At 69.1% G+C, this 16,047-nt stretch carries 14 protein-coding genes; 5 read left to right on the forward strand and 9 right to left on the reverse strand.

Features of this window, described 5'->3' with window-relative positions; all coding sequences use genetic code 11:
* Positions 1-60: 60 nt before the first annotated feature.
* On the reverse strand, positions 61-1,158 hold the full coding sequence (locus BSZ36_RS09995; protein WP_094548490.1) for a sulfotransferase family protein: 1,098 nt from the start codon (positions 1,156-1,158) through the stop codon (positions 61-63).
* A 78-nt stretch (positions 1,159-1,236) separates the two neighbouring features.
* Here BSZ36_RS09995 and BSZ36_RS10000 point away from each other — a divergent pair, with 78 nt between their 5' ends.
* Positions 1,237-2,361: a GNAT family N-acetyltransferase gene (locus BSZ36_RS10000; protein WP_094548492.1), complete on the forward strand. Its 1,125-nt coding sequence runs from the start codon at positions 1,237-1,239 to the stop codon at positions 2,359-2,361.
* A gap of 109 nt (positions 2,362-2,470) precedes the next feature.
* On the opposite strand, the gene BSZ36_RS10005 is transcribed toward BSZ36_RS10000, so the two are convergent.
* The 7 genes from BSZ36_RS10005 to BSZ36_RS10035 all read right to left on the reverse strand — a co-directional run bounded on the left by BSZ36_RS10005 (position 2,471) and on the right by BSZ36_RS10035 (position 10,440).
* Positions 2,471-2,770 carry a GIY-YIG nuclease family protein gene (locus BSZ36_RS10005; RefSeq protein WP_094548494.1) on the reverse strand — a complete coding sequence of 100 codons (300 nt, stop codon included), beginning with the start codon at positions 2,768-2,770 and terminating at the stop codon, positions 2,471-2,473.
* Between the two features lie 136 nt (positions 2,771-2,906).
* The gene (locus tag BSZ36_RS10010) at positions 2,907-4,220 is read right to left on the reverse strand and encodes a cytochrome P450 (protein WP_179271123.1); all 1,314 of its coding nucleotides are present in this window, start codon (positions 4,218-4,220) and stop codon (positions 2,907-2,909) included.
* Positions 4,217-5,470, reverse strand: a complete 1,254-nt coding sequence (locus BSZ36_RS10015) for a GNAT family N-acetyltransferase (RefSeq protein WP_094548498.1) — start codon at positions 5,468-5,470, stop codon at positions 4,217-4,219. The genes BSZ36_RS10010 and BSZ36_RS10015 overlap by 4 nt, the downstream gene beginning before the upstream one ends.
* Positions 5,449-6,690, reverse strand: a complete 1,242-nt coding sequence (locus BSZ36_RS10020; protein WP_094548500.1) for an aminotransferase class I/II-fold pyridoxal phosphate-dependent enzyme — start codon at positions 6,688-6,690, stop codon at positions 5,449-5,451. The genes BSZ36_RS10015 and BSZ36_RS10020 overlap by 22 nt, the downstream gene beginning before the upstream one ends.
* 86 nt (positions 6,691-6,776) lie before the next feature.
* Positions 6,777-8,591, reverse strand: coding sequence for a B12-binding domain-containing radical SAM protein (locus BSZ36_RS10025; RefSeq protein ID WP_094548502.1), 1,815 nt, complete (start codon positions 8,589-8,591; stop codon positions 6,777-6,779).
* Positions 8,592-8,634: 43 nt separating this feature from the next.
* The gene (locus BSZ36_RS10030) at positions 8,635-9,069 is read right to left on the reverse strand and encodes a four helix bundle protein (protein WP_094548504.1); all 435 of its coding nucleotides are present in this window, start codon (positions 9,067-9,069) and stop codon (positions 8,635-8,637) included.
* A 36-nt stretch (positions 9,070-9,105) separates the two neighbouring features.
* On the reverse strand, positions 9,106-10,440 hold the full coding sequence (locus tag BSZ36_RS10035) for a B12-binding domain-containing radical SAM protein (protein WP_094548506.1): 1,335 nt from the start codon (positions 10,438-10,440) through the stop codon (positions 9,106-9,108).
* 191 nt (positions 10,441-10,631) lie between these two features.
* Between BSZ36_RS10035 and BSZ36_RS10040 the strand changes: the two genes are divergently transcribed.
* The 3 genes from BSZ36_RS10040 to dinB all read left to right on the forward strand — a co-directional run bounded on the left by BSZ36_RS10040 (position 10,632) and on the right by dinB (position 12,739).
* Positions 10,632-11,132, forward strand: coding sequence for a DinB family protein (locus BSZ36_RS10040; RefSeq protein WP_094548508.1), 501 nt, complete (start codon positions 10,632-10,634; stop codon positions 11,130-11,132).
* A gap of 95 nt (positions 11,133-11,227) precedes the next feature.
* Positions 11,228-11,554 (forward strand): putative signal transducing protein, encoded by a 327-nt coding sequence (locus BSZ36_RS10045; RefSeq protein ID WP_094548510.1) that lies wholly within the window; start codon positions 11,228-11,230, stop codon positions 11,552-11,554.
* 120 nt (positions 11,555-11,674) lie between these two features.
* Positions 11,675-12,739 (forward strand): DNA polymerase IV, encoded by a 1,065-nt coding sequence (gene dinB / locus BSZ36_RS10050; protein WP_218827635.1) that lies wholly within the window; start codon positions 11,675-11,677, stop codon positions 12,737-12,739.
* 194 nt (positions 12,740-12,933) lie between these two features.
* On the opposite strand, the gene BSZ36_RS10055 is transcribed toward dinB, so the two are convergent.
* Entirely contained in the window at positions 12,934-13,503 is a 570-nt protein-coding gene (locus BSZ36_RS10055) for a GNAT family N-acetyltransferase (protein ID WP_094548512.1), read from the reverse strand.
* 146 nt (positions 13,504-13,649) lie between these two features.
* Here BSZ36_RS10055 and BSZ36_RS10060 point away from each other — a divergent pair, with 146 nt between their 5' ends.
* On the forward strand, positions 13,650-15,953 hold the full coding sequence (locus BSZ36_RS10060; RefSeq protein ID WP_094548514.1) for a glutamine--tRNA ligase/YqeY domain fusion protein: 2,304 nt from the start codon (positions 13,650-13,652) through the stop codon (positions 15,951-15,953).
* Positions 15,954-16,047 lie beyond the last annotated feature (94 nt).

A 16,047-nucleotide genomic window follows, 5' to 3' on the forward strand; every position in this document is an offset into this window, starting at 1 on the left:
GGAGCGGCACAGAGGCGCCTGGCGCCAGAGGCGAACGGCCTTTCGCCACTTCCCTTTCGCTCACACCTTGTAGCCCCACGCGTCGAACGCGTCGCCCCAGGCGCGGCCAAGCCTCTGGCGTAGCGCGTGGTCCAGCATAGTCTGCGGCGCAGGTGTGAACGGAGCCTCTGGCGCCAGAGGCGGCGGCGTGCCGAGACCGAGCGCGCGGTACACGTGGTCCAAGGTCGCCAGAGGCGACGCGGTCAGGTCGTCGTACGCGACTTCCACCAAGTGCCCGTCCGGGATGGACGTGCGGGCGTCGAGGTAGGCGTGCATGGTCTCGCGGAACGTGCCGACGACGGCGCGCTCCATGTCCGGCGCGCCAGAGGCGTGGAACGTGGCCGCAGGCAGCGTGATGCCGATAAGACGGCGCATAGACGCGAAAACATCCAGCGGGTGCCGGTGGACGAACACGAACCGCGCGTCGGGGAACAGCGCGAGGAGGTGCGGAATCTTGGCCGTGTGCGGCGGCGACTTGAGCACGAGCCGCTTCCGCCTCTGGCGCGTGAGCAGCCGCGTGAACTGGAGCATCGCGCCGCGCCACGCGTCGACCTCGGCGCCAGAGGCCTCGTCGAGCGTGAGAAAGCGCTCCAGCGCGTCCCAATTGCGAGGGAAGGCGTAGCGCAGGAGGTGGCTACAGCCGGAGAGCGCGCAGATGGCGAACTCGTCCTCCATCGGCATGTCGGGCGAGACCTCGACGGCGTCGAACACGCGCGTGGGCGGTAGAACCGCACGAAGCCTCTGGCGCAACGTGCGCTCGGCGACGGCGAACGTCCAGGGGTTAGTGGCCTCCAACAGCGTCGGCGCGTGGAACAGCGGATCGCGCGCGAGGAGATTGTGCAGCCGCGTCGTACCCGATCTGTAGTGGCCGAGCACGAACACGGGCGCCTCGACGCGGATGTCAGAGAGATCGCCGGCGGCACGCCTCTGGCGTTCGGCCCATTTGTCGGACTCCCGCGCGGCGAGTCCCGTTACGACCGCGCGAGGCCAGTACCGCGCATCAACGCCGTGCGTGGTGCGCAGGCGGCGCCAGAGGCCTGGGCGGACGCCCGCGAGGACGCCGGGCGAAAGCCAGTGATTGAGTGCGCGGTGCCGGAGGCTCGGACGGACGGTGGACATGGGTCAGGCGTGCAATCGACGGCCTCTGGCGCCAGAGGCGCGGTGGTAGTCTCTGGCCTGTCCCACCTCCGTGTTCGCGTGGCCCTTGACGTCCGCCCCGTCCAGACTCGCCGCGAGAGGCGCGCGTTCCTCGCGCTTCCCTACCGGCTCTACCGCGGCACGCCCTGGGTGGCCCCGCTCCGGCGCGATCAGCGGGCGCTGCTGAACCCGAGGAAGAACCCGTTTTTTGAGCACGGCACGCTTACGCCGTTTCTCGCGTGGCGCGACGGGCGCGTGGTGGGACGCGTGGCGGCCATCACCAACGGGCGCTACAACGAGCGCCACAGCGACGGCGCGGCCTTTTTCGGCTTTTTCGATGTCGAGGACGACCGCGAGGCTGCCGTCGCGTTGCTCGACACGGCCCGCGAGCATCTCGCCGCCGGAGGCTATGCCCGCGTTCGCGGCCCGTTCAGCCCATCCTTCCACGACGTGGCAGCGCTGCTCGTGGACGGCTTCGACCGGCGACCGGCGCTCATGATGCCGTACAACCCGGAGTACCTCGTGGGCCATGTCGAGGCCGCCGGGTTCGAGACCATCCTGACGCTCTCGTCCTACCACGCGGCGTGGAAGCACCTCGACCGACAGAGGCTGGCGCGCGGCGCCGCGCTCGTCCGCCAGAGGCACCCCGGGCTTCGCCTCCGCGCGGCCGACCCCGGCCTCTGGCGCCAGGAAGCGTTGGTCATCCGCGACCTGTACGCCCGCGCCTTCGATGACACCCCGCACTGGGTGCCGCTGAGCGATGCGGAGTTCGACCACATGGAGCGCGGGATGCGCGAAGTGCTGGATCCTCGGCTCGTGCTGATTCTGGAAGACGACGGCGAGCCCGTCGGCTTTTTCCTCGCGCTGCCTGACGCCAACGAGGTGTTGCAGCATAATCCGTCGGGCCGCCTGTTTCCGGGTGCGATCTCGCTCATGCTCCGGGCGAAGCTGGCGCCGCCGCGCACCTTCCGCACGATCCTGCTCGGCGTGCTCCCCGAGGTGCGCCGCCGCGGCTACGAAACCATCCTCATCCACGAGCTCATCGAGCGCGGCCGCCTCGCGGGCTACCCGGCCTCTGAACTCGGCTGGGTGATGGACACGAACGCGACGCTTACGCACGCCATCGAGAAGTTCGGCGGGGTGCGCGACAAGCGGTACGCCGTAGTGGAGCGGAGCGCGACATAAGAGACGGGCCGAGCCTCTGGCGCCAGAGGACTGCCTTCGTTCCATTCGCCGCCCCTCGACTTGTCATCCCGAACGAGCGAAGCGAGGAGGGATCCCCCAATTCGTGCCGTCACGCGGTCCCGCCAGAGGCCTCTGGCGGGGAGAGGTCCCGCAGGTCAGGGTTCTCGCGCTGGACCAACGCCAGCTTCTTCGCGCGGCGCCAGCCTTTGATCTCCTTCTCACGCGCGATGGCATCCCGGGCCCATCGGTGCTCTTCGGCATAGACGAGCTTCGTAACGCGATACCGAGACGTGAACCCTGACCTGCCGCTCCTGTGCTCAAATAAGCGGCGCTCGATGTCGTTTGTGACGCCAACATAGAGCACGGTGTCGTAGCGGTTGGCGAGGATGTAAACCCACATCGGCTTCATGCTCAAGAGTACGAATTCGGCCTGAAGCGGAGAGGCTGACTCCTACATGGGAGATCCCTCGTCGCTGCGCTCCGTCGGGATGACCTCGTGGGGGGAGTGCAACTACAGGAGGCAGTCAGCCTCTGGCGCCAGAGGCTCAGGTAGTCCGCACGTCCAGCCAGACCGGGCCGGAGGGGCGCAGCGTGGTCCGCGCCGCGAGGCCGGGGAACGGCGACACGGGCGCGAGGCGAATACGGGCCATCAGGGCGCTCAGGACCTGCTCGCCTTCCATCCACGCGAGGCGCTCCGCGAGGCAGCCGTGGCGGCCCGCGCTAAACGGGAGGTAGGCGAAGCGGTGCCGCTCGGCGGTCGCCTCTAGCGCGAACCGGTCGGGGTCGAAGCGCGCGGGATCGCGCCAGAGGCGTGGCTCCCGGCCCAGCACCCACGGGCTCATGAGCACGACGGTGCCTCTGGCGAGCGGGACGCCCGCGAGCGTCGTGTCGCGCACGGCCTCGCGCGAGGCCACCCACGCGGGAGGGCGGTGGCGCATGGACTCGGCGAACACGCGCCGCGCGGTTTCTCCTCCGCCAGTGGTGTCATCGGCGCCAGAGGCGATCCGTTCCTGCCACTCGGGATGCCGCGCGAGGTCATCGAGCGCGAAGGCCAACCCGGCGCCGGTCGTCTCGTGGCCCGCCGCCAGGAGTTGGAGTGCCTGGCCGCGCGTGGCCTCTGGCGACAGCCCACCCTCGCGCTCCCACGCGAGCAAGTGGCCGAGCACGTCGCCGCGTTCGTCTCGCCTCTGGCGTCGCGCGTGGAGGATCGCGTCGGTCGTGCGCCAGAGGCGGGCGCGGGCGCGGAGAAGGCGCCGCGTGCCGGGTGTCGGCAAGCGGTTCAGGATGTCGGCGAGCGGGTTGAACGTGCGGCCGAACAGAGGCAACGCGGCGTCCAGAGCACCTAAGATGGCATTGCGTTCACCAGAGGCGAGGCTGTACCCGAACAGCACGTCGGCGGCGATGTGGAGCGAGAGGCGCCGCATCTCCCACTCCGCATCGACGCGGCCTCTGGCGATCCACTCCTCCGCCAGCGCGTTGGCGCGAGAGGCGATGCGCGCGCCGAGAGCGTCGAGCCTCTGGCGTGAGAAGGCGGGCGCGAGGCGGCGGCGGGCCTCGCGGTGCGCCTCTCCGCTGTCGGTGAGGAGGCCGTCGCCGAGCAAGAACTCGGTCATGACCAGCGCGCGGCCTCGCACCAGATCGGTCTCGCGCTCCACCAGCAGTTCCCGCGCGGCCTCTGGCGACCCGACGGCGGCCACCCATCGCGGCCCCGCCCGTAGCCGCGCGACGTGCGCGCCAGAGGCCGTCAGCCGGTCCAGCAGCGCCAGAGGATCGCGGCGGAACGCGAGGAGGAGTTCGCCGGGGTAGCGGCCTCGGAGCGTGAAGAGGTCCGGGCGCTCGATCACGCGGTCGTCCGTCATGGGCTCTGGCGAAAAACGCGGCGCGGCGGCACGTCCCATCGCGGGAACAGCGCGGGCGCGGCGCGCGCCAGAAGCCGTTGCGCCCACGGCGTGCGCGCTTTGAGGAACAGCCAGCGGTCGGTCGGCACGCCGCCGAGGCGGGTCTTGAGCGCGTAGCTCGTCTGCCCGAGTTCGACCGCCGAGTAGCCTCTGGCGAGCGCGTCTTCGATGACCGAGACCACGAGCGCGGGGTACGCGCCGAGCGGTTCGGCCCGGCCGTAGTCGATGCCCGCAAGAAGAAAAACGGCCGTATCGGATCCGTAGAGCGTGAGCGCCATCGCCAGAGGCCCGGCGTCGTCTTCGAGGACGAGCACGGCGGAGTCGCCTGCGTATCGCTCGGCCAGGGCGTGGAAAAAGCCCGCGCCGAACCGCTCCAGCTGGTACGGCGCTCGGTCCATCACACGCGCATAGAGGCGGTAGAATGCCTCGGCCTCTGGCGCCCAGTTCTCTATGCGGCGGAGCCGCAGCCTCTGTCGCGCGACGAGATCGGCATCGAGTTGGCGACGGTAGCCGGACCGCATCGCGGCGCGAAATGCGGTGTGTGTGGTTGGGGGTGTGTGAGTGTGGGGAGGACGCGTTTCGGGTTGCGCACCTTCACTCCCCTCCCCACTCGATCCCTCGAACCCCAGCCGGACGCCGGGCATGCTCGGGAGACGCAGGAACCCTCGCGACGCCAGAGGCCCGGCCAACGCGTCCGCTTCTGGCGTGGTGAACTCCTTGGCGCAGAGCAGTGGCGTGCTCCAGGTCTCTGCCTGCGCCTCCATCCTATCCACGAGCGCGTGGACCAGCCTCTCGCGCTCAGACTCGGGCATTTCTGGCGCGAGCCGGACACCGGGCTGGGCGAACGACGCGGGCAGTCCGGCGAAGAGAACCGGCACGCGCAAGAGGCGCGGCCACAGGCGCCGGGCGCGCGAGATGGCGCCGCGGAACGGCGTCGGCGAAAGCAGGTCGAGGCGCACGTCGAGGCGCGAGAGCTCGGCAGCGAGCGCGGGCTCGCCCGAAGTGGAGCGGAGCAACAGGCGCTCAAATCGGGCTCCCTCCACCCCGCCCCGCTCCACGCAGTCGGCAAAGCGCGACTCCGCAAGAGGGTGGTCGGCTCCCGCGAGCGTGTCCCACGCCTCGCGCTCCGCCTCTGGCGCCAGAGGCGGAGGGACCGCGGGCGGCGAGAACGCTGCGGTCGCCAGAGGCCTCACGCCGGAACGGGCGCGCACGCCGCGAGAGCGGCGCAGATCGCGTCGATGTCCTCTGGCGTGTGGAGCGCGGTCGCGCAAAGGCGAAGCCGCGCCGCGCCTCTGGCGACGGCCGGGAAGACGACGGCCGTGGCCCAGACGCCATGCTCCCACAGGTCGCGCGCGAGCCGGTACGCCGCCTCGTCATCGCCAACAACGACGGGCACGATGGGCGACGCGCTCGCGCCCACGTCGAAGCCCGCCGCCTGCACGCCCTCGCGCAAGAGGTCCGCGTTGCGCCTGAGCGCCGCGTGCCGCTCGGGCTCGCGCTGCATCACGCCGAGCGAGGCCAGCGCCGCAGCCGTGGAGGCGGGTGCGAGAGCCTGCGAAAAGAAGAACGGCGCCGCGCCGTGCTGAAGAAACGCGCCCACGTCGGCGCCGCAGGCCACGAACCCGCCCGAAGCGCCGAGTCCTTTCGAGAGCGAGCCCGTCCACAGATGCACGCGCGACGGGTCCACGCCGAGCGCGCCCCAGCTCCCCTCGCCTCTGGCACCGACCGCGCCCAGCGCGTGCGCTTCGTCCACCATCACGTACGCGCCGTGCCGCTCCGCCGTCTCCACGATCTCCGCCAGAGGCCCGAGGTCGCCGTCCATCGAGAACACGCCCTCGGTCACGACGAGCGTCTTGCGGGCCTCTGGCGCCGCTTCGCTCAGCACCCGGTCCAGGTGCTCCACGTCATTGTGGCGCCAGAGGCGGACGGGCACGCGCGCGAGGCGACAGCCGTCCACGATGGAGCGGTGACAACGCGCGTCGAGCACGGCCACGTCGTCTGGCCCGAGCAGCGCCGCGAGCACGGCCACGTTCGCGAGGTAGCCCGACGAGAATGCCAGCGCGGCGCCCTGACTGTAGTGCGCCGCAAGTGTCGCTTCCAGCTCGCGATGCAGGTCGCACGTCCCGGTCAGGAGCCGCACGCCGCCCGTCCCCACCCCGAACCGCTGCACCGCGTCCGCCGCTGCGCTGATCACGTCGGGGTGCGACGCCAGGCCCAGGTAGTCGTAGCTGCTCGCGGACACGACCTCGCGCCCACCCACGTCGGCGCGCGCGCCCGGCGGCCCCGCCAGAGGCTGGCTGTACGTGTACAGGTCCGCCCGCCGTCCCCAGCCGACGGTCTGCATCCACCGTTCCGCCGTCGCGCCCGCGATGAGGCCGCTGGCGTCTGGGTCTTCGGAGTCGAAGAGGCCGTCGAAGGGGTCGTGGAGCACGAGGTTGAGGGTATTGGGAGAGGTGCGAGGGACGGTACACCCGTCGCCTCTGGCGCCAGAGGCGCAGACGCCTCGCGTCCGTCTTCTCACACGCTGGAAGGCGGCAACGTCGGTGTACGCGTGGTCCGCTGCGCGAGAGAATCGCCCTTAAGCGCCTCCCCGCTCACACTCTCAAACCCTACCGGCGGCGCCCCGGCCTGCCCGTCGCCAGAGGCCGCGGGCCACGAGAGGCCGGCTGGGAGCTTGCCCTTGTCCTGCGCCTGCCGGATCGCGCGCGGCGAGTGGTGCGTGTGGAGGTTGCGGAACTGGAACCAGATGGAGAGCGCGCCCTTCCACAGCCGCAGATATGCTGGGCTCCAGATCGGTGGTCGCGTGCGCAGGCTGAGCGCCTGGGCGCGGCGCATGTCGAGCGTGGATCGGACGTAAACGCCGAGCAGACGGCGGTAGAACCGCTTGAGCGACATCCGCGTCGGCAGGACCGCGTGCGAGAGGTCCCAGAGCCCGTGCGCGTCGCGCGGGATCACGATGTCATCCTCATGGTCCTCCCACTGGCCTGTGCCCGGCAGCGGCGTGAGCGGCGAGATGTTGAGGTAGTACAGGCCCGTCTCGTTGATAAAGTCCTGCAGCCGGTCCCAGTCCGCGTCGGTGTAGTCCGGGTGCGGGATGAGGGAGCCGTAGCAGTCCACGCCGTGCTTTTGCAGGATCGCGATGGCCGTTCGGTTGTAGTCCACCGAGCACTCCTTGTTCATCGACACCAACTCGTCGTCGGTCGCCGCCTCCAGGCCCACGATGATGGCCGAGAGGCCGAGCTCGGACCATTCCTCGATGATGTCCTCGTTCTCCGAGATAAAGTCCGCCCGCGCGTAGATGAGGTACTTCTTCCGGATGCCTCTGGCGCGGAGCAGCGCCGCGATCTTGTCCAGCCGCTTTCGGTTGATGAGGAAGATGTCGTCCACGATGTAGACGTCCTCCGTCTCGATGGTCTCCAACTCGTCCACGATGGACTCGGGAGAGCGCGAAAAGGGCGTGCCGTCCGTGATGGTCCACGTAAAGCAGAAGTTGCAGCGGAACCAGCAGCCCCAGGTCGTCTTCATCGTCGTGACCGGACGATGGAAGAGGTAGTAGTAGCGGTCGCGGAGGTGCGCCACCAGATCCCGCCGCGGAAACGGCAGCGTATCCGGCGGCGGCATGTAGTGCTTCGTCGTCGCCGTCTTTTCCACCTGCCGCGGGCCGACGGGAATCGCGAGCCCCGAGATCTCGCGCAGCGACGTGGCCGCTGGCGCCGTCGGATGCCTGAGCGCGTCCTGTACGGTTTTCCCCGCCTCGCCTCTGGCGCCAGAGGCAGCCGGCCCCTCCCGTAGGGACACACCGCTAGCGTGTCCTTCCGGCGTCCCGCCAGAGGCGGCGCCATCGCCGGAGGCCTCTGGCGCGACGGCTTCGCCAGCGGCTTGCCACTGCCCACTGGCTACTCGCTCCTTCCCTCCTTCCTCCTCACCCCACACGTCCAGAACCTGCTGGATCACCGTCGTCCCATCGCCCGTCACGATCACGTCCACCGAAGGGTCCGCGAAGTCCTCTGGCGCCCGCGCCGCGTGCACGCCGCCGACGATGGTCTTGCAGTCCAGGCTCCACCGCTTCGCCGCCCGGCAGATCTTTTTGACCTCGTTGACGCCGTTGATGTAGCACGACGTGCCGACGACATCAGGCTTGAATCGCTTCAACCGGCGCTCCAGTCCCTTCCTGTCCCAGCCCTTTTCGAGGATCAGGTCGATGATCTCGATTTCGTGCTCGGGACTGATCCCAGCCGCTACGTACTCCAGTTCGAGCGGCTCGCAGATCATGATGTGCTTCAGCCCGACGGTGTGTTTGGGGACCGGCGGACGAACGAGGAGGATGCGCATCTGTCGAGTGGGAGAGTGTGGGCGGAGAGGGTTTGAGGGTGGCTCAAACTGGGAATTCGGATCCTCTGGCGGTGTCGTACCCGACGACGGGTTCGCGGGCGCCAGAGGCCAGGCTGCACCGCCGCGCGCTGTCCCGCTGCATCGTGACGAGGCCCCCGATAAGAGCGTGGTAGCGCACGTCTAACGCGTTGTGCGTTGCCGCGTCGACGTGGCCGCAGTCCAGCGCGACGTCTAGCCATGCCCGGCATTCGCACGCCTCGGCCTCTGCGTCGCTCAGCTTGCTCGCGAAGTGCTTGGGGTAGCGCCTCTTGCGCCATGCCTCCGCCGTATTCGCCATGACAGAGCGCGACGCCCGCCGGATCTGGTCCGTCAGGCTATACCTCTCCTCCCGTGGCCACGCTTTCGAGAGCGCATAGATCTCCCGTGCCAACGCGCGAGCGTCGCCGTACACCCTGAGATCTCTGAAGGAAGTCACCATCGCTCTACAGTTGGACACCCACACACCCCTCCCCGCTCACACGATCCCCGGCGTGATCCGACGCTTGATGTGGTCGCGGTAATGGAAGTTGACGCCCCATACAAAGCCCCGCATAAGCGGGCCGTGGCGCGGCGGATTGAAACCGACGCGGTGGGCGATGGCCCGGCGCGTGAAGAGGCGCTCGTAGAGGTCCCAGTAGCCTGCCTGAAGGGCCTCTGGCGTGAAGTTCTTCGGCTGGTACACCACCTTGCCGCCGGAGAAATTGCCGAAGTCCGTAGTGCTGATGCGGCCTTTCGCGTCCATCTCCTTGTAGAGTGGAGTGCCGGGGATGGGCGTCATGATGTGGACACGCGGGACCGAGATCGCGTTCTCCATCAGGAAGGTGTAGGTGCGCTCGAAGATGTCCGCGCCGTCTCCGTCCAGTCCGACGATCATCTCAGTCGAGACGTCGATGCCGTTGCGGCGGAGCGCGTGGATGGCCTTGCTGTAGCGCTCGGGTTGGTTCCAGGCCTTGTCCACGCCCTCCAGGCTTTCAGGGTTCACCGACTCGATGCCGAACGAGAGCAGCCGGCACCCGGATTTCCGCGCGAGGCGCATCAGGTCCTCGTCTTCCGCGATCTGCAGGCTGCACTGGCTCATCCACAGGATCCGCTCCGGGATCAGCGCCTCGAACAGCTCGGTCGCGTACTTCCGGTCGATGCCGATGTTGTCGTCGATAAACGCGATGTATTTGCTCCCGGCCTTTTTCGCTGCGCGCACGTCGCGCACGACCTGATCGACGGGCCTCTTGCGATAGCCCTGGTCGAAAAACGCCGTGATGGAGCAAAACGAGCACGTAAACGGGCAGCCACGCGTGGCCTGGACTGGGCGCCAGAAGCCGTAGCGCTTGTCCGCCATCAGGTCGTAGCGCGGGAGCGGGAGTTCGCAGATGTTGGGCCGCTCCGTCATGCGGTAGATGCGCTTGAGGTCGCCTCTGGCGGCGTCGGCCAAGACCTCCGGCCAGACGTGCTCCGCCTCGCCGATCACGACCGAGTCGGCATGCTGAAGGTGCAGCTCAGGGTCGGAGAGCGAGGCCGCGATGCCGCCGATGACCACCTTGACGCCTCTGGCGCGAAAGCCCTCGGCGATGCGCCACGCACCGACGATGCCCGAGCCCATACCCGTCAGGCCGACCAGGTCCCACGGCTCATCGTAGGGCACGCTCTCGACGGTCTCGTGGCAGAGCCGGATGTCGACCCAGTCTGGCGTCACGGCCGCCAGCATGGGCAGCGTGAGACCCGGCAGGTGGACGCGCTTCTGCTTGATGGGCCGCCCCTCGGCGTCCAACGCAGTCGGGCCGACGAGGAGGACTCGAAAGCGGGGTTCAGCCATAGGGAAGGGCGTCACAGGGATGCAAGAGTAGGGCGCGCCCCTGGGCTGTGCAACACATTTCGGAGCCTCCCTGCAGACAGCAGCGCCCAACGAAACGCGCGTTCCAGTGCAGAAAGAACGCTCACGATAGACGCACACGCACCGCCGGAGCGCTGTACAATCAGCGGGTTACCTACTTGTCCAGCGTCGCCATGACACCTCCCGATACCGGCCTCGCCTCTGGCGACCGCCTCCGCGCCGAGCTCGTCGCACTGCTCCGCGGCGCGAATGCGCATGTCCCGCCTCTGGCGTCTCTACAGGGGGTCCCGCCAGAGGCGATCAACGTGCGCGCGCCCGGCCTCCCTAACACGCTCTGGGACCTGCTCTACCACCTCTGGTTTTCGCAGAACGACATCCTCCTCTTTTGCCAAAACCCGGACTACTCCACTCCCGAGTGGCCGGAAGCCTACTGGCCGTCCGCGCCCGGCACGCCCGACGATTGGGCGCTCGCGCTCTCCGATTTCGAGAGCGACCTGGAGGCCCTCATCGACTTCTCGAAGACGGGGGACCTCACGGCGGAGTTCTCGCACGCCAGAGGCTACACGCTCCTCCGCGAGATCCTGCTCGCGGCCGACCACAACAGCTACCACGCCGGGCAGGTAACCGACGTGCGCCGCTCGCTCGGCCTGTGGCCGCCGCCGGACCTCGCCTGATCCCGCTGGCGCCCGAAGCCTTTTCCAAGGCATGGCCCGATGCGCAACACGAGCCTCTGGCGCGGCGTACTCCATGTTCACCTTCCAGCCCTGCCATGACGCGCGTCTACAGCCACCCGGACCCCAGCATTGCGCACCTCGTCCGTGGCGCGCTTGAAAACGCGGGCATCACGGCCATCGTCCAGGGAGACCAGTTGGGAGCCGCGATGGGCGAGGTCCCACCCATCGCCGCGTGGGCAGAGGTGTGGGTCAAGGACGGCGACCGCCTGGAGGACGCCCGCTCTCTCGTCGTCGAGGTCATGGCAGACCCCGAAGTGGACGCCCAGCCGTGGACGTGTCCCTCGTGTGGCGAGGTCAACGACGCGCAGTTCGCGGTCTGCTGGAACTGCGGGACCGATATCCCGGACGCGCCAGAGGCCTGAGCCTCTTGCGGTTGCGCTGACACGCCTCTGGCGCCCACTCGGCGCGAGCTTGTGGTCACCGTCTAAGCCAGCCGGAGCCGGCGGGCCATCCCCCTCCCTTCGCGCCCTCGCCAGAGGCCCGTGCGCAAGATCCTCCACGTCGATATGGACGCGTTCTACGCGTCCGTTGAGCAGCGCGATGACCCCGCGTTGCGTGGACGGCCTGTGGCCGTGGGCGGTCGCTCGGGCCGCGGCGTGGTCTGCGCGGCGAGCTATGAGGCGCGGCCGTTCGGCGTGCGCAGCGCGATGCCGATGGCGCACGCGCGCAAGCTCTGCCCGGACCTGATCGTGGTGCCGCCGCGGTTCGCGGTGTACAAGGAGGTCTCGGACGTGGTGCGCGGCATCTTCCGCTCCTACACCGACTTGGTGGAGCCGCTTTCGCTGGACGAAGCCTACCTGGACGTGACTGAGCCCAAACGCGGCCCGAGGTCCGCCACCCTTATCGCGCAGTCGATCCGGCGCGAGATCCACGAGGCCACAGGCCTCACGGCCTCGGCGGGCGTGTCGTTCGCCAAGTTCTTCGCCAAGGTGGCGAGCGACCTGGACAAGCCCGACGGCCTCTCGGTGATCCAGCCCCACGAGGCGCGGGCGTTTATGGCCGCGTTGCCCGTCGAGAAGTTCCACGGCGTCGGCCCGGCAACGGCGCGGCGGCTCCACGGTCTCGGCATCCGGACGGGCGCCGACCTCCAGAGTTGGGACGAGGCGGCGCTGCGCCAGAGGCTGGGCAAAACCGGCGGCTGGCTCTACCGCCTCGGCCAGTGCGACGACACGCGGCCCGTCCGGCCACACCGCGTCCGCAAGTCGGTCGGCGTAGAGCGGACGTTCTCGCACAACGAGCGCGGCGAGGCCGCCATCCTCGCGCGGCTGGAGCCCATTACCTCTGAACTCGTGCGCCGCCTGGACACGCACGGCCTGGCCGGACGGACGGTTACGCTCAAGCTCAAAACCGCCCGGTTCGTGCAGAGCACGCGGTCTGCTTCCTTCGCGTCGCCCGTCTGGCAGGAAGGGCCTCTGGCGACGATCGCCGCCGCGCTCCTCGCGCGCCCCGAGGTGCCGGACAGCCCGCTGCGGCTCGTCGGCCTGACGGTTTCCAGCCTCGTGCCTCTGGCGGACGTGGACGGTGTGCAACTCTCGCTCGAACTGTGAGACTGGGGACTGGGGACTGGGGACTGGGGACTGGGGACTGAAGCTGACTGCGCATGGCCTCTGGCGCCAGAGGCTTCAACGTCCTCACAGAACCGGCGTCGTTACGCGCCCCCTATCCAGACAAGCGATGAGGCACCAGAACGCCATGTGTCCGCGCCTCTCGCGGTGACACTGAAAAGTGCTGATGGGCGGTCTTAGCGCGGCGTAGGAGCGGTCAGATCGCGCGAGAGTAACCCGAGCATCACGCTGTCCTTCCACGTCCCGAAGGTGAACCACCGCTCGCGGAAGTGTCCCTCGCGTTGGAATCCCAGTCGCTCCAGAAGCGCGAGCGACGCCTCGTTCTCGGGGTCCACGTCGGCTTCTACGCGGTGGAGGTTCATCTCCTCGAACCCGAACCGGAGCACGCGCCAGACTGCCTCTTGCGCGAGGCCCCGCCCCCAGAAATCCCGGGCCAGGATGAAGCCGACGTCGGCACGGCGGTTCTCTTCGTCCCATCGGTTGAGCGTGGCGGTCCCCATCATCTCGTCCGTCTTCCGGTCCGCGATGGCCCACTGGAACAACGACCGCTCGCGCCAGAACCGGTCGATGTCCGCGAGGTAAGCGCGCGCGGCGCCCTCGTCCGCCAGAGGCCCGTGGCTCCAATACTGCAGGTCGTCCGCGTTGCCGAAGACGCGGAGCAACGCGGGCACGTCGGCCTCTCGCGGGTGGCGAAGGCGGAGGCGGTCGGCGTCGAGCGTGGGGAGGCCGCTGGCGAAGAGATCCATGGGGAGACTGAGGACTGAGGACTTAAGATCGGCCCCTGGCGCCAGAGGCGAGCGCCTCCCGGTAGCTCGCTCCTCTTTCCGCGTTTCTCTGCCCTCCTGTGCCTGGAATCCCGGTACGTTTCGGTCTTCCAGACCGAGACCCAGACGTGGCCGACTCCTCAGACTCCCGCCCCGACAACTTCCTCCGCGACATCATTGCCCGCGACGTGGAGGCCGGCACGCACGCCGGACGCGTGGCGATGCGCTTCCCGCCCGAGCCCAACGGCTACCCGCACCTGGGCCACGCGCAGAGCATCTGGCTCAACTTCGGGCTTTCCGGCCAGTTCGGCGGGAAATGCAACCTCCGGTTCGACGACACCAACCCGGAGACCGAGAACGAGGAGTTCGCCCGCGCGCTGGAAGACGCCGTCCGCTGGTTGGGCTACGAGCCCACGGCCGTCGTCTACGCGTCCGACTACTTCGACCAGATGTACGCCTGGGCGCAGGACCTCGTGCGCAAGGGTCTGGCCTACGTCGACAGCCAGAGCGAGGACGAGATCCGCGCGATGCGTGGGACCGTGACCGAGGCCGGGACCAACAGCCCGTTCCGCGACCGCGCGCCAGAGGAGAGCCTGCGTCTTCTGGAGGAGATGCGCCGCGGCGAGCACCCGGACGGCTCCCACGTGCTGCGCGCCAAGATCGACATGGCGCACCCGAACATGAAGATGCGCGACCCGCTGATGTACCGCATCCGCCGCGACGCGCACCACTACCGGACCGGCACGGACTGGGCCATCTACCCGCTCTACGACTGGGCGCACGGCCAGGGCGACGCCATCGAGGGCATCACGCACTCGGTCTGCACGCTGGAGTTCGACGTCAACCGCCCGCTCTACGACTGGTATCTGGACGCGATCGGCATTCCCGAGCCGCGCAACCACCAGTACGAGTTCGCGCGGCTCAACGTGGAGGCGACCGTGATGAGCAAGCGCAAGCTGCGCCGGCTCGTCGAGGACGGCGTCGTGGCCGGCTGGGACGATCCCCGGATGCCTACGATTGCGGGCTTCCGCCGCCGCGGCATCCGCCCCGAGGCGATCCGCCACTTTGCGAGCCTGGCCGGGGTCTCCAAGGTCAACGGCCGGACCGACCTCGCCCTCTTGGAGCACGCCATCCGCGACGACCTCAACAGCATCGCTCCGCGCGTGATGGCTGTGACCGACCCGGTCCGGCTCGTCATCGAGAACATGGCCTCTGGCGAGACGAAGACGCTGGACGCCCCCTACTGGCCGGACGACGTGACCCCGCCAGAGGCGGCGCCCAAGACCCGCCCCGTGCCTCTGGCGCGCGAGGTGTGGATCGAGCGCGCCGACTTCTCTGCCGACCCGCCAAAGGGCTGGCGTCGCCTCGCGCCCGACGCCGAGGTGTGGCTCCGCCACGGCTGCGTGGTGAAGTGCACCGGGTTTGAGACCGACGACGCGGGCGAGATCACCGAGATTCGCGCGACGGCAGACCTGGACACGTTCGAGAACGACCCGGTCGGGCGCAAAGTCCGCGGCGCGATCCACTGGGTCGCGGCCGAGACCGCCCTCCCCGCCACGTTCCGTCTCTACGACCGCCTCTTCTCGCACCCCGCGCCGGACGAGTTGGAGGACTTCATGACGGCGGTAAACCCCGACTCGCTCGTGACGCGCAAGGGCTGGATCGAGCCGTCGGTCGCGGGCGACCCGGCGGACACCCGCTACCAGTTCGAGCGCACCGGCTTTTTCTGGCAGGACCCCGAGGACTCCGCCTCTGGCGACCTCGTGTTCAACCAGATCGTGAGCCTCAAAGACGGGTGGGCGCGCAAGACGAAGGCGCCCGCGCCAGAGGCCCCGAAAGCCGAGCCGAAGCCTCTGGCGGAAGCGGGCCCGCGCGATCCGGCCTCGGCGCTGAGCGAGGCCGAGCGCGAGACGTACAGCGCCCTCGCCGTCCGCGGCGTGGGCCGCGAGGAGGCCGCCGTCCTGGCAGCAGACAACGCGCTTCGGAGCCTCTTCGAGTCCACCGTCGCCAGCGGCGCCGGTGAGAAGGAGGCCGGCACGCTCGTCGTCCACGACGTGCGCCGCGCGCTCGGCGACATGCCTCTGGCGGACGCGAAAGCCTCGCCAGAGGCCCTTGCGGCAACACTCCAACTCGTTGCAGACAACGCCTTGACCCGCAACGCGGTAGGCCCGGTGGTCTCACACTTGGTCTCCGAGGGAGGCTCCGCGCCGGAGGCGGTCGAAAAACTGGGTCTGAGCGCCGTCAGCGACGAAGCCGGGCTCGCGCCCGCGCTAGACGCCGCGCTGGCGGACAACCCGGAGGAACTCGCGCGCTACCGCGCGGGCGAGACCAAGCTGTTCGGCTTTTTCGTGGGCCAGGCGATGCGGCGCGCGCCGAAGGGCGCGGACCCGAAGGCGCTCCAGGCGCTGCTCCGCCAGAGGCTCGGCGCGTAGCCTCTGGCGACCACGCGGGCCACCCGCCAGAGGCTCGTCGTGTAGGACGGGCGCCTAATCTCCGCCGCGGGCGAACGCCTCTGGCGGGGGGCGG

The organism is Rubricoccus marinus, assembly GCF_002257665.1.
Classification (GTDB): domain Bacteria; phylum Bacteroidota; class Rhodothermia; order Rhodothermales; family Rubricoccaceae; genus Rubricoccus; species Rubricoccus marinus.

Coding starts and splice junctions, on each gene's coding strand:
- BSZ36_RS10010 (WP_179271123.1), bottom strand. CDS start 4,220: ATGACGGACGACCGCGTGATCGAGCGCCCGGACCTCTTCACGCTCCGA.
- BSZ36_RS09995 (WP_094548490.1), bottom strand. CDS start 1,158: ATGTCCACCGTCCGTCCGAGCCTCCGGCACCGCGCACTCAATCACTGG.
- BSZ36_RS10025 (WP_094548502.1), bottom strand. CDS start 8,591: ATGCGCATCCTCCTCGTTCGTCCGCCGGTCCCCAAACACACCGTCGGG.
- BSZ36_RS10035 (WP_094548506.1), bottom strand. CDS start 10,440: ATGGCTGAACCCCGCTTTCGAGTCCTCCTCGTCGGCCCGACTGCGTTG.
- BSZ36_RS10045 (WP_094548510.1), top strand. CDS start 11,228: ATGACGCGCGTCTACAGCCACCCGGACCCCAGCATTGCGCACCTCGTC.
- BSZ36_RS10055 (WP_094548512.1), bottom strand. CDS start 13,503: ATGGATCTCTTCGCCAGCGGCCTCCCCACGCTCGACGCCGACCGCCTC.
- BSZ36_RS10030 (WP_094548504.1), bottom strand. CDS start 9,069: ATGGTGACTTCCTTCAGAGATCTCAGGGTGTACGGCGACGCTCGCGCG.
- BSZ36_RS10005 (WP_094548494.1), bottom strand. CDS start 2,770: ATGAAGCCGATGTGGGTTTACATCCTCGCCAACCGCTACGACACCGTG.
- BSZ36_RS10040 (WP_094548508.1), top strand. CDS start 10,632: ATGACACCTCCCGATACCGGCCTCGCCTCTGGCGACCGCCTCCGCGCC.